Origin of the sequence: Arthrobacter sp. I3, from assembly GCF_000520575.1 — a bacterium.
Taxonomy (GTDB): domain Bacteria; phylum Actinomycetota; class Actinomycetes; order Actinomycetales; family Micrococcaceae; genus Arthrobacter; species Arthrobacter humicola_A.
In genome coordinates this window covers 14,501-34,730 of the sequence record NZ_KI914976.1, presented here as the reverse complement: position 1 = coordinate 34,730, position 20,230 = coordinate 14,501, and the positions used below count along the sequence as shown (strand labels likewise).

Sequence of the window (20,230 nt, the reverse complement as noted above, 5' to 3'; positions counted from 1 at the left end):
TGGCCGATGCCCTGGGCATCGGCAGCTGGTACGCGGTGCTGGGCGGCTCGCTCGGCGGCGCGCGGGCCCTTGAATGGGCCGTCACGTTTCCCGCCCGGGTCCGGCGCTGCGCCGTGATTTCCGTCGGCGCCAGCAGCACCGCCGAACAGATTGCCTTCGCGCAGGCACAGACGCTGGCCATCCGCCAGGACCCCCACTTCAAGGGCGGGGACTACTACGGCGGCCCGGAACCCGAGGCAGGCCTCGCCCTCGCCCGCCGCATCGCGCACATCACCTACCGCTCAGCGGCCGAACTGGACGGCCGGTTTGGCCGCAACGCCCAGGAGTCCGAGACGCCCCTGGAAGCCGGATCGCTGGCCGGACGCGGGCGCTATCAGGTGGAAAGCTACCTGGACCACCAGGGCAGCAAACTGGCCCGGCGTTTCGACGCGAACAGCTACATCGCGATCACCGAAGCCCTCATGAGCCACGATGTCTGCCGGGGGCGCGGAGGTCTCGGGGAGGCACTGGCCCCGGCCACCGCCGAATTCCTGGTGGCGGCCGTGGACTCGGACCGCCTGTATTTCCCGGCCCAGTCCCATCAACTGGCAGAGGCCCTGCCGGGCGGCCCGGAACTGCACATCATTCAAGCGCCAATCGGCCACGACGGCTTCCTGACCGAAATCGGCCAGCTCAGCGGGCAGCTCCGGGAGACCTTCTTCAGCCACTAGGCCGGCCCGCTTGTGCATTTTTGCAGATGCGCTCTGCACTAATGGCCGTTGAGGCTCAGGGCCGGAGCGTCCATACTCATGGGGAATGACGCCCTGTGCCCTAAATCACAAGCGTCCTCAGTCCAATGGTCCACAGGGTGTCGATGGAGACGCCGAAGGAGTCACGATGAGTACGGAAAACGCCGCAAGGCGCGCTGAAGAAACCGACGTCAAAACGTCCGGCCTGAAGAAGGTGGTGGCGGCCTCCATGGCCGGCACCGTGGTTGAGTGGTACGAGTTTTTCCTCTACGCCTCCGCCGCCACCCTTGTGTTCGGCAAGCTGTTCTTCCCGAACACCGGTTCGGAACTGGACGGCATCCTCGCCGCTTTCCTCACCTACGCGGTCGGCTTCATTGCCCGCCCGATCGGCGGCATCGTCTTCGGCCACTTCGGCGACAAGTTCGGCCGCAAGCAGTTGCTCCAGCTGAGCATCATCCTTGTCGGCGTTGCCACCTTCGCCATGGGCTGCCTGCCCACCTTCGCGCAGATCGGCTACTGGGCCCCGGCCCTGCTGGTCTTCCTGCGCTTCGCCCAGGGCTTCGCCGTTGGCGGTGAATGGGGCGGCGCAGTCCTTCTCGTCGCCGAACACAGCCCGAGCAAGTCCCGCGGTTTCTGGGCAAGCTGGCCGCAGTCGGCGGTTCCGATGGGCAACCTCCTGGCCACGGCTGTCCTGTTCACCCTCTCCGCCACGTTGTCCTCCGCCGACTTCCTCAGCTGGGGCTGGCGCGTAGCCTTCTGGCTCTCCGCCGTGATCGTGCTGGTCGGCTACTACATCCGCACCAAGGTCCAGGACGCCCCCATCTTCCTGGAGGCCCGCAAGGAGGTCGAGGCCGGCCACAAGGGCTACGGCGTGGCCGAGGTCTTCCGCCGCTACCCGCGCGGCGTCTTCACCGCCATGGGTCTGCGCTTCGCCGAGAACATCCTCTACTACCTTGTGGTCACCTTCTCGATCACTTACCTGAAGGTCATCGTCCAGACGGACACCTCGCGGATCCTGCTGCTGCTGCTTGTGGCGCACATCGTCCACTTCGCCGTGATCCCGATGGTCGGCAGGCTCTCGGACAACGTCGGCCGCAAGCCGGTCTACATGGCCGGCGCCATCCTCGGCGGAACGTGGGGCTTCTTCGCGTTCCCGATGATGGACACCAAGAACGACCTCGTCATCCTCGCTGCGATCACCATCGGCCTGCTGTTCCACTCCCTGATGTACGCCGGGCAGCCGGCGCTCATGGCCGAAATGTTCCCGACCCGGATGCGCTACTCCGGCGTCTCGCTGGGCTACCAGGTCACCTCGATTGTGGCCGGTTCGCTGGCTCCGATCATCGCCGTCGCGCTCCTGGGCCAGTACAAGTCCTCGGTCCCGGTCGCCATCTACCTCCTCGGCGCCTGTGTGGTCACCTTGGTTGCGGTGTTCTTCCTTAAGGAAACCCGCGGCATCTCGCTCCGCGACGTCGACGCCGCCGACGCCCAGGGCACCGCTGACCTCCTCGCCGCCAGCAAGAAGTAACAACAACAAGAAGTAACAACAACGAATTAGCACGGCAACAGCCCGGGTCCCGCACTGCGGGGCCCGGGCTGTTGGCGTTTGGAAGCAGGATCGGCCCGACAAGCTGGCTCAGCCCGCCAGGACCGCTCAGCCTGCCAGGACCGCTTGGCGGTCGGCAATCTCGGTCCGGATCGCCTCCAGCACGGCACGGACCGGGGCCGAACGCAGCGCCTCGGGCCGGGCCACAGCCCAGATGGGCAGCTGGCGCTGGAAGTCGTCCGGCAGGACGGGCAGAAATTCCGGCCGGCCCGCCACGAGGAAATTGGGGAGCAGGCCTATCCCGGCGCCCCGCCGGACGGCCTCCAGCTGGGCGAAGACGCTTGTGGCCTGGAAGCTGGACCGCGGCACCGGCAGCTGCGTTGAACGGTGGCCGAGCTCGGCGACCTGGAGCGCCGATTCCACGTAGGAGACAAAGCCGTGCTGCCGGACGTCGTCGAGCGTTGCCGGAAGCCCGTGCTCCTGCGCATAGCCGGGACTGGCGTACAGCCTGAGGAAATAGTTGCTCAGGAAGATCGCGCGGGCGGTGGTGGTGTCCATGTTGCCCACCACCACTTCCAGGTCCACGCCGGAGCGGTTTTGGCTCACCTTGCGGGTGGCGCTGAGCAGTTCGACGTTGAGCAGCGGATTCGCCCGCTGCAGCCGGACGAGGGCCGGGGCCAGGAATTCGGCGCCGAAGCCGTCCGGGGTGCTGATCCGGACCAGGCCGGAGACCACGTCGCCGGAGCGGGCAATGCTGCTGGAGAGGGCACCGAGAGTGCCCTCGATGGCTTCCGCCGCCGCGACCGCCTGGGTGCCGAGTTCGGTCAGCTCCCAGCCGTGCGGGCTGCGTTCGAGCGTCCGGCCGCCGAGCTGTTTGTCGAGGGCCAGGACGCGGCGGGAAATGGTGGTGTGGGTGGTGCCGAGCGTCTCGGCCACGGCGTTGAACCGGCCCAGCCGTGCCACGGTCAGCAGGATCAGCAGGTCATCGGGGCTCGGAAGCCGGCGCAAGTCCAATCTTGTCCCCTTTGCAGCGAGTGTGGCGGAGCCAGGGCCATGATTGTGCATCTGTGCACATGGCATCTGTGATTTTTTACCTTGATTGCACTCTAACAGGATGTGATGGTGGACACCGGGGCGCCGAAGTTTCGGCTTTCACGCCGGAGCGCGTCGAGGCGCCGGCAGCACATCAAGCAAAGGAGCTTAAGCCATGGCAGTCATCGCCTGGATCGGACTCGGAAACATGGGCGGATCCATGTCCGTCAACCTCTCGAACGCCGGACACGAAGTCCGTGGCTTCGACCTCAACAGCGCAGCCGTTGCCGCAGCCGAGGCCGGGGGAGTCAAGGCCGCCGGCAGCATCGCCGAGGCCGTCGCCGGCGCCGACGTCGTCTTCACCATGCTCCCCAAAGGTGAGCACGCCCGCGCCGTGTACCTCGGCCAGGACGGCGTCCTTGCCCACGCGCACACCCGGACCCTCCTGGTGGATTCCTCCACCATTGACATCGCCTCCGCGCAGGCCCTGCACGACGCCGCCGCTGCCGCCGGCTTCCGCTTCGTCGACGCACCCGTCTCAGGCGGCATGAGCGGCGCGAAGGCCGCCACGCTGACGTTCATGATCGGCGGCGAGGCCGGCGCCGTCGCCGACGCCACCGAATACATCCGCCCCATGGCCGCGAACATCATCCCCACCGGCGGCGCCACCACCGGCCAGGCCGCGAAGATCTGCAACAACCTCATGCTCTTCATCAACCTCGCCTCCACCGCCGAGGGCGCGGTCCTGGCCGATCGGCTCGGCCTGGACAAGCAGGTCTTCTGGGACATCGCGTCGGTCTCCTCCGGCGACAGCTGGGCGCTGCGCACCTGGTACCCCGTGGCCGGCGTCGTGCCGACCGCCGCGTCCAACAACGACTTCGCCCCGACCTTCACCACCGAACTGGCCAACAAGGACATCGGCCTCGCCATCAGCGCCGCGCGGGACACCGGCACCCCGCTGGAACTCGGCGAGCACGTCCAGCAGCTCTTCCAGCGGCTCATCGACTCCGGCCAGTCCGGCCAGGACTGCTCGATGATCGTCAAGCTCGTCGACGGCACCCTCGAGTCCGCCAACTAGCCCTTCACGGCCCAGACCTTCACGGTCCTGCCCCTCACGGCCCTGCCCTTCACGAAAGAGACCCACCCATGGAACGCATCCCGCACTTCATCAACGGCGCCCTGATTGCCGACGCCGAGCGCTTCGGCCCCGTGTTCAACCCGGCCACCGGCGAGCAGGAGAAAGAGGTCGCCCTGGCCTCCGCCGCCCGCGTCGAAGAGGCCATCGAGGCCGCCCGCGCCGCCCTGCCCGGCTGGCGCGCCACGAGCCTGGCCAGGCGCACCGCCATCTTCTTCAAGGTCCGTGAACTGCTCATGCAGCGCCGGCCCGAACTCGCGGCTCTGCTCACCAGCGAGCACGGCAAGGTCCTCTCGGACGCGGAAGGTGAAATCACCCGCGGCCTGGAGAACATCGAATTCGCCACCGGGCTCTCCCACATGCTCAAGGGCGAACGCTCGGAGCAGGTCTCCGGCGGCGTCGATGTCCACTCGGTCCGCCAGCCGGTCGGCGTCGTCGCCTGCATCACGCCGTTCAACTTCCCCGCCATGGTGCCGCTGTGGATGATCGGCAGCGCCCTGGCCTGCGGGAACACCGTGCTGCTCAAGCCGAGTGAAAAGGACCCGTCCTCCGCCGTCTTCATCGCCGAGGTCTTCGCCGAGGCCGGCCTGCCGGCAGGGGTGCTCAACGTCGTCCACGGGGACAAGGAAGCCGTGGATGTCCTGCTGGAACACCCGGCGGTCAAGGCCATCAGCTTTGTCGGCTCGACGCCGATCGCGCAGTCCATCTACAAGCGCGCCGCTGATCACGGCAAGCGCGTCCAGGCCCTGGGCGGCGCGAAGAACCACATGGTGGTCCTGCCGGACGCGGACCTCAACATGGCCGCGGACGCCGCCGTCTCGGCCGCCTACGGCTCCGCCGGGGAGCGCTGCATGGCAGTCAGCGTCCTCGTCGCGGTCGGCAGCATCGCCGACGACCTCGTGGAGGCGATCACCACCCGCATGGCAGCCCTCACGATCGGCCCGGGCACGGACCCGGCCTCCCAGATGGGTCCGCTCATCACGGCCGAGCACCGCGACAAAGTGGCCTCCTACGTTGCCGGAGCGGCCAACGAGGGCGCCACCGTGGTGGTGGACGGCCGCGAACACGATTTCGACTCCAACGGCTTCTTCATCGGCGTCAGCCTGATCGACCACGTCAAGCCCGGAATGAAGGTCTACGACGACGAGATCTTCGGGCCCGTCCTCTCCGTGGTCCGCGTCGAGACCTACGCCGACGCCGTGAAGCTGGTCAACGACAACGAGTTCGGCAACGGCGTGGCCATCTTTACCCGCGACGGCGGCGCCGCCCGCCAGTTCGAGTTCGACGTCGAGGCCGGCATGGTGGGCGTCAACGTGCCCATCCCGGTGCCGGTGGGCACCTTCTCCTTCGGCGGCTGGAAGAATTCGCTGTTCGGCGACACCCACATGTACGGCCCTGAAAGCATCCGTTTCTACACCCGCGGCAAGGTGGTCACCACCCGCTGGCCGGACCCGTCCACCTCGGTGATCGACCTCGGCTTCCCCCAGGTCGACTGACGCTTCTGCCCGTGAAGGCAACGCGGGGTCACTCAGCGCCCATCCGGCACCGGATCAGGGGCCGCAAGTGACCCCTCGTTGCTTTCGGGGGCCGGGATTAGAGTAGGCACGCAGGGACAGCCAGGATCCGGGAGGCACCATGACCACGCTCGTCAACCGTCCCAACACGGCATTGCTCGTCGTCGATATGCAGATCGGCGTCGTCGCGGAGGCCTACCGCCGCGACGACGTCGTCGCAACCATCGCCGCGCTCGTGGACAAGGCCCGCGACGCCGGGGCGGACGTCGTCTGGGTGCAGCACAGCGGTGAGGAACTCCCGCGCGGCAGCGACGGCTGGCAGTACGTGCCGGAGCTCGCGCGCCGCAGTTCGGAGCCGCTCGTGGCCAAGGAGTACAGCGACGCCTTCGAGGCCACCGACCTGGAATCCGTGCTGGCCGGGCGCGGCATCGGGCGCTTCTTCCTGGCCGGTGCGCAGACCGACGAGTGCATCCGCTCGACCCTGCACGGCGCGATCACCCGCGGCTACGACGTCACGCTGGTCGCCGACGCCCACACCACCGAGGACCTGACCGAGTACGGCGCCCCGCCGCCGGCTCTTGTGGTCGCGCACACCAATCTGTACTGGCAGTACCACAAGGCGCCGGGGCGGACGGCGGGAACGGTCAACGCGGCCGACGTCGAGTTCGCCGGCCCGGCAGGGTCCTAGCCCTTCATGATTTCCGCGCGCTGAGCCATGTAGTCCTCCATGGACAGCTTGCCGTCGGTGTACTGCTGGTCGAGCTCGGCCAGCTTGCGGGCCCGGTAGCCCTGCCCGGCCGACGGCGGCGGAGACTGCGGCGCCTGCGCCTGTCCCGCGCCCGGCGCCGGGGGAGTTTGCGATGCCTGCGGCCGCTGCGGTTGCGGCGGGTTGTTCAGGTACTCGGGGCTGTCCTCGTAGGGGACGGGGGACTGGTAGCCGACCGGGTTCGGGTACTGCTGGCCGGGGTACGGCTGGTTCGGGAACGGCTGGTCCGGAAACCGGGGACTGGGGTTCTGCGCGTTCGGGTACTCCGCGCTGGGGTATTGCGGGTTGGGGTATTGCGGGTTGGGATACGGCTCGTTGGCCGGACCCGACTGCTTCGGGGCGCCCAGCTGGCCAAAGCCGCCGAAGTAGTCCTGCTGGGTGTAGCCATCACGCGGCTGGTTACTCTGGCCGGGGTTGTTCTGGCTGCCCGGGAACCGGCCGAACTGTCCCGGCGTGCCCTGGTTCCGGCCGCGGGCAGACCTGCGGTAGAGGCGCATCGCCACGGGAACCAGGAAGGACAACACGATGATCCAGAAGAACATACTGCTCACGGTACTGGGCCTTTCAGCTGCTGGGCCTTCTCATCTGCGGGCTCATCTGTAGGGCCGGAGAAGTGTTCCTCCAGCTTATGCCCCGCAGGCTCAGGCCCGAAGCCTCAGGACCGCACCGCGTCCTCGGCGCCGGGCGGGCCTTCGCCGGAACCAAGCGGAACGCCGGGACCGAAGACCGGACCGGCCAGCGGCCGCTTGGCCGTCATGCCGTCGCCGGAGGAGCGGTGCCGCAGCCGGCGGACCACCCAGGGGACGAAGTACTCCCTGGCCCACACCAGGTCCCCGCTGCGCGCCTCGCGCCAACTGCGCTGTGGCAGCGGTTTGGGGGAGAGGGGCTGGAGCGTGTGCTCGACGTTCAGCGAGTCCAGCACCATGGCCGCGATCGTGTGGTGGCCCAGCGGTGAGAAATGCAGCCGGTCGACATTCCACATCTGCGGGTCATTGAGCTGGCGCAGCGACCACATGTCCGCGATCACGGCGTCGTGGCGCGCGGCGATCGTGCGCAGGTTCTCGTTGTAAATAGCCACCTTGCTGCGGATCCGGCCCAGCACCGTGGAGCCGGTATCCGGGCCGTTGAACAGGACAACGGTGGCGCCGCCCAGGCTCAGGATCTGCACCACCGAATCCAGCTTTTCGGCCAGCACGTCCGGATCGCCGCCCGGGCGGATGAGGTCGTTGCCGCCTGCGGAGAGCGTGATGAGGTCCGGTTTGAGGGACAGGCAGTGAGCCATTTGCTGGTCCACGATCTGCTGCAGGAGCCGGCCGCGGACGGCCAGGTTGGCGTAGGCGAAGTCGTTGTGCCCACGGCTGAGTTCCTCGGCCACGCGGTCCGCCCAGCCCCGATGGCCGCCCGGACTGGCCGGTTCCGGATCGCCGATGCCCTCCGTGAATGAGTCGCCCATCGCCACATAGCGGGTCCACGGGTGGGTGACGGTGTCAACGGTGGTCTCGGCTGGGGTGTCCGGTGAATTTTCCATGGGATAGGTATTGCTCACCCCCTTATCCTGCACTGTTCCCGTTTAGCTGCGCCACCGTATTAGCTGCGCCACCGTAATTTGTTACCGCCGGGTAACTGTAAGAATAGTTCCATGACTCACGCTGACGCCTTCCCCGCCCCTGTCGTCCAATGGTCCCAGCCGGAGCAGGAACGGGCCGGCAAGCCGCTTCTGGTCCTGTTGCACGGCTACGGCGCCAACGAACAGGATCTGCTCAGCCTGGCCGGGATGCTGCCGCAGGAATTTGCGGTGGCCTCGTTGCGCGCCCCGATCGCCATGGGACCGGGCTTCACCTGGTTCCCGCTGACAGGGTCCATTGACTACTCGCTCGACGCCGTCAAGGTCGCCGCAGGCTACGTTCAGGACTGGCTCGACGGCGTCAAAGCCAACCACCCGTCGGTGACGCTGTTGGGGTTCTCGATGGGCATGGCGATGGCCACCACGTTGCTGCGGCAGCGGCCGGCAGACTTTGCCGCCGTCGTCGGGCTGTCAGGGTTTGTCGTCGACGCCGGCGATGACCCCAGCTTCCGCGACGGCGAACTGGACGGCACTGTGCCGCTGTTCTGGGGGCGGGACCAGCAGGACCCCGTGATCACCGAGGACAAGATCGACTACACCGTCGGCTGGGTGCGCAAGCACGTGAAGCTCACCAAGGTCCTCTACACGGGCATGTGGCACGGCATCAACCAGCAGGAGATCGGCCACGTCTCGGAGTTCCTCACGCACGTGGTGCTCAACGCCAAGAAGTAGGCGCGCCGGGGAAGTGTGCGCCGGGAAGCGGCGCCGGGCGGGCGGCTAGGCGGCCGGGGGCGCGCTGATCCGCACGGTCCGGCCGTTCACGGTGACGGTGTCGCCGTCGTGCAGCTGGCGGCCGCGGCGCTCGTCGATTTCGCCGTTGACCTTCACCAGCCCGTTCTTGATCAGTTCCGCGGCCTCCACACCGTCCTCGACCAGATTCGCAAGCTTCAGCAGCTGGCCCAGCCGGATCATGCTGTCGCGGATAGTGATGTCTTCGAATTCCGGATTGCTCATACAAGCAATAATGCCTGACCTAAGGTGGCACCTATGACCCATCACCGCCGTCTTCCGCTGATCGTCGGCCTGCCCATGGCCGTCGCGACGGGATTGTTTATCCCGATCCAGGGGCGGATCAACGGCGCCCTCGGGGTGGCGCTGGAGGACGGAATCGGTGCCGCCGTCGTCAGCTTCAGCACCGGACTGCTGGTCATGACGGTCATTTCCCTGGCCTTGCCCCGGGGCCGGGCAGGGCTGGCGCGGATCCTGCCCGCCGTGCGCGAACGGCAGTTTCCGCCGTACTACGTCCTGGCCGGCTGCATCGGTGCCCTCTTCGTCTTCGCCCAGTCCTTCACCGTGGGACTGCTCGGCGTCGCCCTCTTCACGGTGGCCGCCGTGACGGGGCAGACCCTCAGCGGCCTGCTGGTGGACCGGATGGGGATCGGACCGGCGGGGAAGAGGCCCATTACCGGCATCCGGGTGCTCGGCAGTGTGCTCACCGTCGCCGCCGTCGCCTGGGCGGTGTCGCCCAGATTCAGCGCCGGGGAATCCGGGCTGCAGTTGCTGGTTCCCGTGATGCTTCCGCTCCTGGCCGGGTTCCTGATGAGTTTCCAGCAGGCCATGAACGGCACAGCCACCGTGCACTACGGCACCCCCATCGCCGCGACACTCGTGAACTTCATCGCCGGAGCGGCCCTGCTGTGGGTGGCGTGGCTGATTAAACTCGCCGTGGCCGGGGCCGGCAACCCCCTCCCGGCGCAGTGGTGGTACTACCTTGGCGGCCCGCTCGGCTGTATCTTCATCGGCATCGGCGCCCTCCTGGTCCGTAGCCTGGGCGTGCTGGTCACCGGCCTCGGGATGATCGCCGGCCAGCTGCTGGGGTCCCTCGGACTGGACCTCATATTGCCGGTGCCCGGAACGGTGATCGCCCTCCCCACGGTCCTCGGCACCATCCTGACGCTCGGCGCCATCGTCCTGGCCACCCTGCCCTGGCCCAAGGGCGCGCTGAAGCGGTAGCGGGCCGGTAGGCTTGGAGTTTGCATCGCACTGTTCGTATTGCATTGTTCGTATCGCTTTGTTCGTATCGTCCCGGCCGGCAACCAGCCGGCGTCCCGGGGCCAACACCACGGACCGCACCCAGCGGCCCTGTAGAAAATTGGAGTTCCCATGGCAGCAAAATCCGTCCTCGACCAGATCATTTCCCTCGCCAAGCGCCGGGGATTCGTTTTCCAGGCCGGTGAAATCTATGGTGGCTCCCGTTCTGCCTGGGACTACGGCCCGCTCGGCGCCGAGCTCAAGGAAAACATCAAGCGCCAGTGGTGGCAGTCCGTGGTCCGCGGCCGCGACGACGTCGTGGGCCTGGATTCCTCCGTTATCCTGCCCCGTCAGGTGTGGGAGGCCTCCGGCCACGTCGATGTGTTCTCCGACCCGCTGGTGGAGTGCCTGTCCTGCCACAAGCGCTACCGCGCGGACCACCTCGAGGAAGAATACGAGGAGAAGAAGGGCCGTCCCGCCGAGAACGGCCTCAAGGACATCGCCTGCGCCAACTGCGGCACCCGCGGCCAGTGGACCGAGCCCCATGAATTCTCCGGGCTGCTCAAGACCTACCTTGGCCCCGTCGCCAGCGAAGAAGGCCTGCACTACCTGCGGCCCGAAACGGCCCAGGGCATCTTCGTGAACTTTTCCAACGTCCTGACCACCTCGCGGAAGAAGCCGCCCTTCGGCATCGGCCAGATCGGCAAGTCCTTCCGCAACGAGATCACGCCCGGCAACTTCATCTTCCGCACCCGCGAGTTCGAGCAGATGGAGATGGAATTCTTCGTCGAGCCCGGCACCGACGAGCAGTGGCACGAGTACTGGATGAAGGAACGCATGTCCTGGTACACGGGCCTGGGCATCCGCGAAGAGAACCTGCGCTTCTTCGAGCACCCGCTGGACAAGCTCAGCCACTACTCCAAGGGCACCACGGACATCGAATACCGTTTCGGATTCCAGGGCTCGGAGTGGGGCGAGCTCGAGGGCATCGCCAACCGCACCGACTTTGACCTCTCCACCCACGCCAAGGCCTCCGGCGCGGACCTGAGCTACTTCAACCAGGCCACCAACGAACGCTACACCCCGTATGTGATCGAGCCCGCGGCCGGCCTGACCCGTTCGTTCATGGCCTTCATGATCGATGCCTACACCGAGGACGAGGCCCCCAACGCCAAGGGCGGGGTGGACATCCGCACCGTGCTCAAGCTCGATCCGCGCCTGGCGCCGGTGAAGGCGGCCGTGCTGCCCCTGAGCCGCAACGAGGACCTGTCCCCGAAGGCCAAGGACCTCGCAGCGCAGCTGCGCAAGAGCTGGAACATCGAGTTCGACGACGCCGGCGCCATCGGCCGCCGCTACCGCCGCCAGGACGAGATCGGCACCCCGTTCTGCATCACCGTGGACTTCGACACGCTCGAGGACCAGGCCGTCACCATCCGCGAACGCGACACCATGAGCCAGGAACGCGTCTCCCTGGACAAGGTGGAGGGTTACCTGGCCGCTCGGCTGATCGGCGCCTGATCATGGCGATCGCATACCGGGAATGGCGGGAAGGCGACGACCTCGCGCTGCTGGAAATCTGGGGCGGCCCTGAGACCGTCCAGGCCGGACAGTTCCGCGGGACGCTGTCGCCCTCGGGCAATTCCCCGTGGCGCCGCTGCATCGTGGCCGAGGACGTCGTGGACGGTGTCGCCATTCCGGTGGCGGCCGCCGTGGTCCACGAGGCCTCGCTGCACCCGGACCGGCTCTGGGCGTATGTCGAGGTCGCCCGGGACCACCGCCGCGCCGGCCTGGGGTCCACGCTGCTGACCATGCTGCGGCACGAGGCCGCCCAGGCGCCGTCGGGCGTGTCCAGACTGCGTTGCAAAGTGGAGCCGGGCACCCCCGGTGCGGCGTTTGCCGAGGCCGCGGGCCTGGCCCCGATCCAGCGTTCCCGCCTCGTCGTCGTTGACCCTGCGCCGCTCAAGCTGCCGGTGTTCGGCGACGGTTCGGAGTCCGCGGCCACCGACCAAGTCGAGGACCTGGCCACGGGCTCGGTGGAGCTCAGCGACGTCGTGGGACGCTACTACACGGCCGTGCACGGCTGGGACAGCCCGGGGGAGCTGAGCGTCGCCGCGGTGCAGCGCCTGTTCCTCGATGACCTCAGCGGCGCCCACGGAGCGATCGTGCTGCGGGCGCCCAAGGCCAGCGCCTTCGGGCACGGCATCGCGGCCAGCCGCAAGGGCCGGCTGGAGGGGTTCGCCATCAGCTACGCCCAGGGAATTCCGGGGGCCGACAGCGGCGCCGATGCCGGTGCCGGCGGTGCGGCCTCGACCACTGAGCCTACTGAGGTGTTCCTCGGGCACGAGCCCAAGCTTGGCGTGGACGAGGCCAAGGCCGCCGTCCGGGACCTTTTGGCCCTGATCGCTTACCAGCACCCGGTGATGCTCGAACTGGACGACGCCATGACCGCCCTGCGCAATGTCGTCGAACCGCTGCTCGAGAGCGGCAAGGCCCATGTCCAGGGCTCGGAAACGCTCGTCGTCTCCGACCCGGCCTAGGTCTTAACCAGACTGACCCGCTGCTGTAGCCGTATGAAGCTTGATAACGGCCCCGGCTGCGGGTCAGTCTGCGTTAAACACAGTTATTGTGCGGCGCAGTTATTTGGGCATCACCGGCGGCACGAAGTCGAAGGTCATGCCCAGCAGCCAGACGAGCAGCAGGACCACCGGCAGGTGGAAGACGAACTGCAGGAAGGTGAAGCCCACCAGGTCCCGGGCGCGCAGCCTCAGCACCGCGAGCAGCGGCAGCATGAAGAACGGGTTGACCAGGTTCGGCAGCGCCTCGGCGATGTTGTAGATCTGTACGGTCCAGCCGAGGTTCATCTGCACGTCGGTGGCCGACTGCATCACGTAGGGCGCCTCTACCAGCCATTTTCCGCCCCCGGAGGGGACCAGGATGCCCAGTACAGCCGTGTAGAGGGCAATGACGACGGCGAAGCCGCCGCCGCTGCCGATGTCCGAGAAGAACGCCGCGAGGTGGGTGGAGAGGCTCATGCCGCCGGTTCCCGTGGCCTTGGTCAGGATGGCCGCCATCGCCGCGTACAGCGGGAACTGCACGAGGATGCCCGCGGTGGCCGGGACGGCCTTCGTCACGGCCTGCAGGAAGTTCCGCGGCGTCCCGTGCAGGACCAGGCCCAGGATGAGGAACACGAGCAGGTAGCCGTTGAGGCTGCTGACCACGCTGAGGAACGGCTTGGTGAGGAACTGCGAGACGAGCCAGCCGAGCGTGAGGACGCCCGCCAGGATCGGCAGGACCCGGCTGTATTCGAGCCATTCGCCCGGCCGGGAACGCGGCGCGGACTCGGCCGGCTCGTCGTCAAGGTCCACGCCCAGGTCCTCTGCGGTGCGGATCGAGCCGCCCTGGGGCGCGGAGAAGTGAGCAATCACGGTGGTCAGGGCCATCAGGATGGCCAGCGTCAGCAGTGACTGCCAGGTAAAGATCGTGGTGCCGAAGTCCAGGATGCCCGTGATCTTCAGCAGCGCCGGCGGCAGCGACGCGGCCGTGGCCTGCAGCTGCGCGGCAGAGGAGGACAGCCCCAGGGCCCAGACGGCGCCGAGGCCCATGAACGCCGCCGCGCCCAGGGCACGGTAATCCACCGTCAGGTCCTTCCGGCGGGCAATCGCGCGGGCCAGCAGCCCGCCGAAGATCAGGCTGAGCCCCCAGTTGAGGAAGGACACGGACATGGCGAGCACGGCCACGAAGCTCACCGCGGTCCGTGCCGTTGACGGCACGAGCGCCAGCCTGTTGATCAGTCTCGCCACGGGCGGGGAGGTGGCCACGACGTAGCCGGTGAGGACCACCATGGCCATCTGCAGGGTAAAGGCCGTCAGGTCCCAGAAGCCGTTGCCGAACGAGTCGGCGATTGCCTGCGGCGTGGCGCCGATGGCGAGTGCGGCCACCGCGATGATGACGACGCCGGCGAGGGCGAAGATGTAGGCGTCCGGGAACCACCGCTCCGTCCACGCCGCCATTCGTTGGGCTATCCGTGCGAGACCGCGTTCTTCGGTTCCGCTCTTGGTCACGACTGTGCTTGCCACAGGTGTCCCTCTCCATTGAGTGCTTTTTGTACCCCATGGAGTTTAGTCAAGACGATGGCGGAAGTAGGGCTTATCGGCGCTTGGCACCTGCGCGCCGGGGGCCGTCGGCCTCGTCGAGCCGGCGTCTTTCCTCCTCGGTCGGGGCGCCGCCGCCAAGACCGGCCGGCATCCACCAGGCCCCGGGGGCCGGTCGCAGGGGGAAATCGGCAATGCCGGCGTCGATCCCGTCCTGCAGGGTCTTGGCCAGGCGCGCCGTCGCGGCCCGGGCGTCGTCGGCCGGGTCAGGGAGCGAGCCCGGAAGGATCGGCTCGCCGACGTGGATGCGGACCGGGGCGCGCCAGGCGCGCCGCGGCGAGAAGGCATGGTGGCGGGTCATCAGCCGGTGGGCGCCCCAGATGGAGACCGGGATGATCGGCACGCCGGCCTCGGCGGCCATCCGCACCGCACCGGTCTTGCATTCGCGCACCGTGAAGCTGCGGCTGACGCCGGCCTCTGGCAGGACGGCGACGTATTCGCCCTCCCTCAGGCGGGCGACGGCGGCGTCGTAGGCGTGTGCTCCCGATCCGTACCCGACCACCACATGCCCGGCGGCGCTGACCGCGGGGCCAGCAAACCAGTGGTCGGCGGCGCCCTGCGTGATGAGGAAACGCAGCTGGGCCCGGTTGTGCCACCACAGCAGCATCTCGGCAAAGGCAAAGTCGAGGTAGCCGAAGTGCGTGATCGCGACCACGGCGCCCTGGCCGGGCACCACCGGGCGGGACGGGAGGCGGGTTGATGCGCCGCGGGTTGAGGCATTGGGCGGCCCGGGCTGGGGCAGGTGCTCCCGTCCCGTGACGAGGACCCGGATGCGGAACAGCCAGCGCAGCGCCAGCCCGGTGCGGACAATGAAACGGTAGAACCGGTCGCTGGGCTCCGGGCGCCACTTCACGGGCCGCCAGTCCAGCCCGTGCCGGGCACCTGCCGGGCCGCGCACGTCAGTGTCCGCCCACCCGCCGCCGGGGCGGCCAGGGCAGGAAGCCGGAGGTGGAGTCGATGTATTCCTTGTACCCGGGACGCGCGGACATTGCCTTTTCCGTCAGCGGCTTCCCGGTCTTGCCGGCCAGCGTCCAGATCATCAGGGCGGGGGAGAGGACGGTCAGGACACCCGGCCAGGAATCGGCCGCCACCAAGAACAGCCCTGCCCAGACGGCGGCGTCGCCGAAATAGTTGGGGTGGCGGGTGTAGCGCCACAGGCCGGTGTTGAGGACGGTGCCGCGCCTGGCGGGATCGGCCTTGAACTGCGTCAGCTGCCAGTCGCCGACCGTCTCGAACACGAAGCCAAGGATCCAGAGCAGGACGCCGGTGAACGCCAGCCAGCCCAGGCTTCCCGTGGCGAACATGCCGACCTGGATGGTGAGCGAGACGAAGAACATCACCAGCCCCTGGGGCAGGTAGACCCGCCGCAGGGCATAGACATTGCGTGATCCGGGCGCTCCGGCGAGCATGTCCACGTAGCGCGGGTCCTCGTGGCCGCCGCGTGCGCGTGCCCCGATGTGGACGGCGAGGCGGATGCCCCACACCGCGACCAGGGCAAGCAGGAGCAGCCGCCTGCCGGCGTCGCCGTATCCGGCGGAAAGCACCCACGAGATGCCGGCCACCACCACGAAGCCCAGACCCCAGACGGTGTCGATGACGGAGTGCCGGTTCTGCCGCACGGCAACCGCGAAAGTCACTGCGAGCAGCACCACGAGTCCCGCGATGACCCAGGGCAGGCTGGCAAGGAAGGCATCGAGCGGGAACGGCGGCATCACAACACCACCGGCATACGCGTTCCGGCCGCCGGCGGGGCGCCGCCGAGGGCGCTGCGCAATGCGTCCCTGGCGCCGGAAACATCGGCCCCCGTTGCCTCGCTGAAGGCGTCCAGGACGAAGCCGTTCGCCAGCACATTCCACAGTGGCAGCCGGCGGATCATGAAATGGCCGGCCTCCTTGAGCGAGACGTAGTCAACGGACGCGGCGACGCCCTCGGCGCGCCGGGCATAGTCCAGTGAGTTCGCCGGGCTGGTCCAGCGGTCGTCGGTCCCGTGGACGATCAGGACGCGGCGGCCCGCGACAGGCTGGACCGAGGTCTTGTGGTTCAGCCACGGGGCGAGCGCGACGACGGCCTCGACCTGCGCGTCGTCGGCCACGCACAGCGCCGTGAGACCGCCCATGGAGTGGCCCAGCAGGTACACCGGCACGCCGGGATGTTCCTGGCTGATCCGGGCGAGCGCCCAGCGGGCATCGTGAACGGGGGACATGTCCTCCCCGTTCCAGCCGCGGTAGCGGTTGCGCAGGGTCCACACGGCCAGCCCGTGCGGGCCGCCCTGCCTGTGCAGCGCCCGGGCGAAGGGCACCATCCGGGCCGGACTCAGGTGCCGGCCGCGGACTGCGTCAAAACTGTCGGCCCGCCCGCCGTGCAGGATCAACACGACTCCGCGGGCCTCCCCGGCGGCTTCGGCGATGGTCAGCACGGCTTTGGCGACGGGCCCGGAACGGCCCGCCTCCGGCTCGCGGTCGTCGAGTTTGCGCATTGCCACGTATGTGTCCTTCCGGTCCTTCGTCCGTCAATTACCAACCATAGGTTGCGGCCCCCTCCCGTCAAGGCCGGTGGTCCCTAGTGTGGATTCGGAGCCGGCGCCCCCGGTGATGGGTGCGGCCGGCACGCGTGCATTTGCTGGCGCCCTTGACGGGGAAATGCGGGAAGAGTAGGCATGAGCAGGTAAACCTCCGGGCGCCACGCCGGCTGGGAGCGCAGAGAACCGTCCGGTCGAATCTCACGACGAAATCGACGGTATACATAATGAACGGAACACAGTTCGATAGCCTGCGCGGGCAAGTCCGCGGGCAGATCATCACGCCCGGCGACGCCGGCTACGACGCGGCACGGGCAGTCTTCAACGGCATGATCGATAAGAGGCCGGCAGCGGTGGCCCAGGTATCTCAGGTGGCCGATGTCATCTCCTGCGTCAACTTCGCCCGGGACAATTCCCTGGACCTGGCGGTCCGCGGTGGAGGACACAGTGCCCCGGGCTTTGGCACGTGGGATGACGCCCTGGTCATCGATTTCTCCAACATGACCGGCGTCCGGGTTAATCCGGCAGCCGCGACGGCGCGCGCGGAGCCGGGTGCGACGTGGGCCGACTTCAACCACGCGACCCATGCCTTCGGGCTGGCAACTCCCGGCGGCATTGTCGGCTCGACCGGCATCGCCGGGCTGACCCTCGGCGGCGGCATTGGATACCTGAGCCGCAAGTATGGACTCAGCTGCGACAACCTGCTCTCTGCCGACGTCGTCACGGCCGAGGGAAAATTCCTTACCGCCAGCGAAAGCGAGAACGAGGACCTGTTCTGGGCGTTGCGCGGCGGCGGCGGGAACTTCGGCGTCGTGACGTCGTTCGAGTACCGGATGCACCCCGTGGACATGGTCCACGCCGGCATCATCATTTATCCCATCGAGCATGCCGAGACGGTGGCGAGGTTTTACCGGGACTACATGGCCACCGCCCCTGAAGAGTTTGGCGCGTTCCTGGGCTTCCACCAGGGTCCTCCTGTTCCGTTCCTGCCCGAGGAATGGCATGGCAAGCCGGTGTGCGTCATCGTCGGCATGTGGACCGGTGATCCGGCGGAAGGTCCGGCACGCTGGCAGCCGTTCCTGGACGCCGCGCCGGCTGCGGGATCCATGGTGGGACCAATGCCGTACCCCGCCTTGAACTCGGCTTTCGACCCGCTGCAGCCCCCTGGCATGCAGGCCTACTGGAAAGCGGATTTTCTGGCGGAACTGAACGACGGTGCCATCGCGGTGCACATCGAACACGGCAGCAAGGTCCCCAGCGTGCAGACCGCGGTACACCTCTACCCCATCGATGGTGCGGTCCAGCGGGTGGGCGTGACGGACACGGCGTTCGCCAACCGGAACGTGAAGTTTTCGCCCGTGATCGCGGCGCAGTGGATGGACCCCGCGGAAAACGAGGCAAACATCGCGTGGGTGCGGGACTACGCGGCCGCCCTGCGGCCCTATTCGGCCCCCGGCGGCTACATCAACTTCATGGACGGCGATGATCTGCCCAGGGTTGCGGAGAACTACGGGGAGAACTACAAGCGGCTGAGGGAGGTCAAAGCCAAATACGATCCGCAGAACCTTTTCCACGTCAACCAGAACATCGCGCCGGCGTAAGCGCGGCGTCATCGGTCCTGAGCGGAACCGCCCACGCCGTAGAGTTTTCGGCATGAGGTTGAACTGCTGATGGGCGCCGGACACTCGCACTCCCACAACGAACATCCGGAGCCGACGCCTCAAATGCTGGCTGCGCGGAAGAAGGCCAACTGGATCCTGGCTGCCATCCTGATCCCGCTGACGCTGCTGACCCTGGCGGCCATGGCTTTCATGTGGCCGTCGGGAAGCAAGGAAGGCATCACGCTGGCCAGCCCGTACGCGGCGGCACCGGGGGTGACGTTTGACACCGGCAAGATCCAGCGGGTCGTCGTCGGCAGCTGTTCGGATGTCCAGGCCGGCGGTGACGCCGCCCAGCAGGGCACCTCCGGTTCCGGGGCCGCGCCGCAGCCGCCGAACGAGGGCTCTCAATGCACGTTCGCCTACACCGAGCCGGACAAGGGCGGCAACCCGGTGAAAGTGGTCATCAACCCTGACGTCGCGAAGTCCCACGGCGTGAAGCCCGGGGACGGCATCCGCTACCTGAACCTCTCCAAGGTGCAGGGCGCCGCGGGCCAGGGCGCGCCGGCCTATGTCTTCGTCGACTTTGTCCGGACCCTGCCCATCATCTTCCTGGCCGTGCTCTACGCCGTCGTGGTGATCGCCGTGGCGCGCTGGCGCGGACTGCGGGCGCTGATCGGGCTTGTCGGCGCATACGTGGTGCTTGTCTCGTTCATGCTGCCCGGGCTGGTCGAGGGCAAGCCGCCGCTGCTGCTGGCTCTCGTGGGATCCACGGTGATCATGATCGGGGTGCTCTATTTCGCCCACGGCTTCTCCGCCCGCACGTCGACGGCGCTGCTCGGGACGATGTTCGGCCTCGCCATTACGGCGCTGCTGGCGGCCTGGGCCACCGACGCCGCCAACCTCGCCGGTGTGGGCAGCCACGACGCTGCCACCCTGACCAACATCTCGGACAACATCTCAATCTCCGGCATCATCCTGTGCGGACTGATCATTTCCGGGCTGGGCGTGCTCAACGACGTCACCATCACACAGTCCTCGGCCGTCTGGGAGCTGTGGGAACTGGCCCCCGAGACCAGCGCCCGGCAGCTCTTCACGTCCGCCATGCGGATCGGCCGGGACCATATCGCCTCCACCGTCTACACCATCGCGTTTGCCTATGCCGGCGCGGCCCTGCCGGTGCTGATCCTGGTCATGCTCTACGAGCGGCCGCTCGGGGACGCACTGACCAGTGCCGAACTTTCCGAGGAAGTCATCCGCACCCTCGTCGGCTCCGTGGGACTCGTCCTGGCCGTGCCGGTCACCACCCTCATCGCCGTGCTGGTGGTCAAGGCCACCGGCATCAGGGGCGGTGCGGTGGCAGGGACCGCGTCGGAACGGACTGCGTCGGATCGGGGCCGGCCGGAACGGATCGCGCCGGAAGAGTCCGCGCCTGATTGGGGCGGGCCGGAACGGATCGCGTCTGAAGGGTCCGCGCCTGACTGGGGCGGGACCGACCCGGGCGGGTCCGACGGCGCCGGTGCTGCGACGCGCCGCGGGCGGCGGGCCGCACTGCGGGGCTGACGAAGAATCTGCAGGCACCCCGAACGCTGCCAGATCGGGGAGATTTCCACATAGCCGGAGCGGGACCGGGCCGATTTGCCCGTC

At 67.8% G+C, this 20,230-nt stretch carries 19 protein-coding genes; 11 read left to right on the top strand and 8 right to left on the bottom strand.

Annotated elements, in window-relative coordinates; translation table 11 throughout:
• The coding region (locus tag Y706_RS28530) for a homoserine O-acetyltransferase family protein (protein ID WP_043437082.1) at positions 1-710 on the top strand (710 nt) is incomplete at its 5' end.
• Positions 711-876: 166 nt separating this feature from the next.
• The gene (locus Y706_RS0122215; protein WP_028278299.1) at positions 877-2,256 is read left to right on the top strand and encodes an MFS transporter; all 1,380 of its coding nucleotides are present in this window, start codon (positions 877-879) and stop codon (positions 2,254-2,256) included.
• Positions 2,257-2,382: 126 nt separating this feature from the next.
• Here Y706_RS0122215 and Y706_RS0122210 read toward each other — a convergent pair whose 3' ends face one another.
• Complete coding sequence (locus tag Y706_RS0122210) at positions 2,383-3,282, bottom strand: LysR family transcriptional regulator (RefSeq protein WP_028278298.1); 900 nt, start codon at positions 3,280-3,282, stop codon at positions 2,383-2,385.
• Between the two features lie 199 nt (positions 3,283-3,481).
• Here Y706_RS0122210 and mmsB point away from each other — a divergent pair, with 199 nt between their 5' ends.
• The 3 genes from mmsB to Y706_RS0122195 all read left to right on the top strand — a co-directional run bounded on the left by mmsB (position 3,482) and on the right by Y706_RS0122195 (position 6,643).
• Positions 3,482-4,384: a 3-hydroxyisobutyrate dehydrogenase gene (mmsB, locus tag Y706_RS0122205; protein WP_028278297.1), complete on the top strand. Its 903-nt coding sequence runs from the start codon at positions 3,482-3,484 to the stop codon at positions 4,382-4,384.
• Positions 4,385-4,452: 68 nt separating this feature from the next.
• Entirely contained in the window at positions 4,453-5,937 is a 1,485-nt protein-coding gene (locus Y706_RS0122200) for a CoA-acylating methylmalonate-semialdehyde dehydrogenase (protein WP_028278296.1), read from the top strand.
• A 139-nt stretch (positions 5,938-6,076) separates the two neighbouring features.
• Positions 6,077-6,643, top strand: coding sequence for an isochorismatase family protein (locus Y706_RS0122195; protein WP_028278295.1), 567 nt, complete (start codon positions 6,077-6,079; stop codon positions 6,641-6,643).
• On the opposite strand, the gene Y706_RS0122190 is transcribed toward Y706_RS0122195, so the two are convergent.
• Positions 6,640-7,263: a hypothetical protein gene (locus Y706_RS0122190; RefSeq protein WP_052355127.1), complete on the bottom strand. Its 624-nt coding sequence runs from the start codon at positions 7,261-7,263 to the stop codon at positions 6,640-6,642. The genes Y706_RS0122195 and Y706_RS0122190 overlap by 4 nt on opposite strands.
• 113 nt (positions 7,264-7,376) lie before the next feature.
• Positions 7,377-8,249 carry an SGNH/GDSL hydrolase family protein gene (locus Y706_RS0122185; protein ID WP_043437127.1) on the bottom strand — a complete coding sequence of 291 codons (873 nt, stop codon included), beginning with the start codon at positions 8,247-8,249 and terminating at the stop codon, positions 7,377-7,379.
• A gap of 111 nt (positions 8,250-8,360) precedes the next feature.
• Between Y706_RS0122185 and Y706_RS0122180 the strand changes: the two genes are divergently transcribed.
• Positions 8,361-9,017, top strand: coding sequence for an alpha/beta hydrolase (locus Y706_RS0122180; protein WP_028278292.1), 657 nt, complete (start codon positions 8,361-8,363; stop codon positions 9,015-9,017).
• A 45-nt stretch (positions 9,018-9,062) separates the two neighbouring features.
• Here Y706_RS0122180 and Y706_RS0122175 read toward each other — a convergent pair whose 3' ends face one another.
• Positions 9,063-9,299 carry an RNA-binding S4 domain-containing protein gene (locus Y706_RS0122175; protein ID WP_018774572.1) on the bottom strand — a complete coding sequence of 79 codons (237 nt, stop codon included), beginning with the start codon at positions 9,297-9,299 and terminating at the stop codon, positions 9,063-9,065.
• 33 nt (positions 9,300-9,332) lie between these two features.
• On the opposite strand from Y706_RS0122175, the gene Y706_RS0122170 reads away from it, so the two are divergent.
• The 3 genes from Y706_RS0122170 to Y706_RS0122160 all read left to right on the top strand — a co-directional run bounded on the left by Y706_RS0122170 (position 9,333) and on the right by Y706_RS0122160 (position 12,853).
• Positions 9,333-10,298, top strand: a complete 966-nt coding sequence (locus Y706_RS0122170; protein WP_028278291.1) for a DMT family transporter — start codon at positions 9,333-9,335, stop codon at positions 10,296-10,298.
• Positions 10,299-10,448: 150 nt separating this feature from the next.
• Positions 10,449-11,834, top strand: coding sequence for a glycine--tRNA ligase (locus tag Y706_RS0122165; RefSeq protein WP_028278290.1), 1,386 nt, complete (start codon positions 10,449-10,451; stop codon positions 11,832-11,834).
• Between the two features lie 2 nt (positions 11,835-11,836).
• Positions 11,837-12,853: a GNAT family N-acetyltransferase gene (locus Y706_RS0122160; RefSeq protein ID WP_028278289.1), complete on the top strand. Its 1,017-nt coding sequence runs from the start codon at positions 11,837-11,839 to the stop codon at positions 12,851-12,853.
• 99 nt (positions 12,854-12,952) lie between these two features.
• Here the strand turns inward: Y706_RS0122160 and Y706_RS0122155 are convergent, their stop codons facing one another.
• The 4 genes from Y706_RS0122155 to Y706_RS27185 form a co-directional block, all read right to left on the bottom strand.
• A complete protein-coding gene (locus Y706_RS0122155) occupies positions 12,953-14,392 on the bottom strand; it encodes a short-chain fatty acid transporter (protein ID WP_081627324.1) in 1,440 nt (479 codons plus the stop codon).
• Positions 14,393-14,462: 70 nt separating this feature from the next.
• Complete coding sequence (locus Y706_RS0122150; protein WP_028278288.1) at positions 14,463-15,320, bottom strand: lysophospholipid acyltransferase family protein; 858 nt, start codon at positions 15,318-15,320, stop codon at positions 14,463-14,465.
• Between the two features lie 46 nt (positions 15,321-15,366).
• Positions 15,367-16,179 (bottom strand): DUF1295 domain-containing protein, encoded by an 813-nt coding sequence (locus tag Y706_RS0122145; protein WP_028278287.1) that lies wholly within the window; start codon positions 16,177-16,179, stop codon positions 15,367-15,369.
• Positions 16,179-16,943, bottom strand: coding sequence for an alpha/beta hydrolase (locus Y706_RS27185; RefSeq protein ID WP_043437079.1), 765 nt, complete (start codon positions 16,941-16,943; stop codon positions 16,179-16,181). The genes Y706_RS0122145 and Y706_RS27185 overlap by 1 nt, the downstream gene beginning before the upstream one ends.
• 269 nt (positions 16,944-17,212) lie before the next feature.
• Between Y706_RS27185 and Y706_RS0122135 the strand changes: the two genes are divergently transcribed.
• Both Y706_RS0122135 and Y706_RS0122130 read left to right on the top strand, forming a co-directional pair.
• Positions 17,213-18,586 carry an FAD-binding oxidoreductase gene (locus tag Y706_RS0122135; protein ID WP_028278286.1) on the top strand — a complete coding sequence of 458 codons (1,374 nt, stop codon included), beginning with the start codon at positions 17,213-17,215 and terminating at the stop codon, positions 18,584-18,586.
• A 69-nt stretch (positions 18,587-18,655) separates the two neighbouring features.
• The gene (locus tag Y706_RS0122130) at positions 18,656-20,146 is read left to right on the top strand and encodes a YibE/F family protein (protein WP_043437077.1); all 1,491 of its coding nucleotides are present in this window, start codon (positions 18,656-18,658) and stop codon (positions 20,144-20,146) included.
• Positions 20,147-20,230 lie beyond the last annotated feature (84 nt).

Bases quoted from the DNA above. Each gene is read 5' to 3' on its own strand.
- Y706_RS0122215 (WP_028278299.1), top strand. From the start codon at position 877: ATGAGTACGGAAAACGCCGCAAGGCGCGCTGAAGAAACCGACGTCAAA.
- mmsB (WP_028278297.1), top strand. From the start codon at position 3,482: ATGGCAGTCATCGCCTGGATCGGACTCGGAAACATGGGCGGATCCATG.
- Y706_RS0122200 (WP_028278296.1), top strand. From the start codon at position 4,453: ATGGAACGCATCCCGCACTTCATCAACGGCGCCCTGATTGCCGACGCC.
- Y706_RS0122195 (WP_028278295.1), top strand. From the start codon at position 6,077: ATGACCACGCTCGTCAACCGTCCCAACACGGCATTGCTCGTCGTCGAT.
- Y706_RS0122190 (WP_052355127.1), bottom strand. From the start codon at position 7,263: ATGTTCTTCTGGATCATCGTGTTGTCCTTCCTGGTTCCCGTGGCGATG.
- Y706_RS0122185 (WP_043437127.1), bottom strand. From the start codon at position 8,249: ATGGAAAATTCACCGGACACCCCAGCCGAGACCACCGTTGACACCGTC.
- Y706_RS0122180 (WP_028278292.1), top strand. From the start codon at position 8,361: ATGACTCACGCTGACGCCTTCCCCGCCCCTGTCGTCCAATGGTCCCAG.
- Y706_RS0122175 (WP_018774572.1), bottom strand. From the start codon at position 9,299: ATGAGCAATCCGGAATTCGAAGACATCACTATCCGCGACAGCATGATC.
- Y706_RS0122170 (WP_028278291.1), top strand. From the start codon at position 9,333: ATGACCCATCACCGCCGTCTTCCGCTGATCGTCGGCCTGCCCATGGCC.
- Y706_RS0122165 (WP_028278290.1), top strand. From the start codon at position 10,449: ATGGCAGCAAAATCCGTCCTCGACCAGATCATTTCCCTCGCCAAGCGC.
- Y706_RS0122160 (WP_028278289.1), top strand. From the start codon at position 11,837: ATGGCGATCGCATACCGGGAATGGCGGGAAGGCGACGACCTCGCGCTG.
- Y706_RS0122145 (WP_028278287.1), bottom strand. From the start codon at position 16,179: ATGCCGCCGTTCCCGCTCGATGCCTTCCTTGCCAGCCTGCCCTGGGTC.
- Y706_RS27185 (WP_043437079.1), bottom strand. From the start codon at position 16,943: ATGCGCAAACTCGACGACCGCGAGCCGGAGGCGGGCCGTTCCGGGCCC.
- Y706_RS0122135 (WP_028278286.1), top strand. From the start codon at position 17,213: ATGAACGGAACACAGTTCGATAGCCTGCGCGGGCAAGTCCGCGGGCAG.
- Y706_RS0122130 (WP_043437077.1), top strand. From the start codon at position 18,656: ATGGGCGCCGGACACTCGCACTCCCACAACGAACATCCGGAGCCGACG.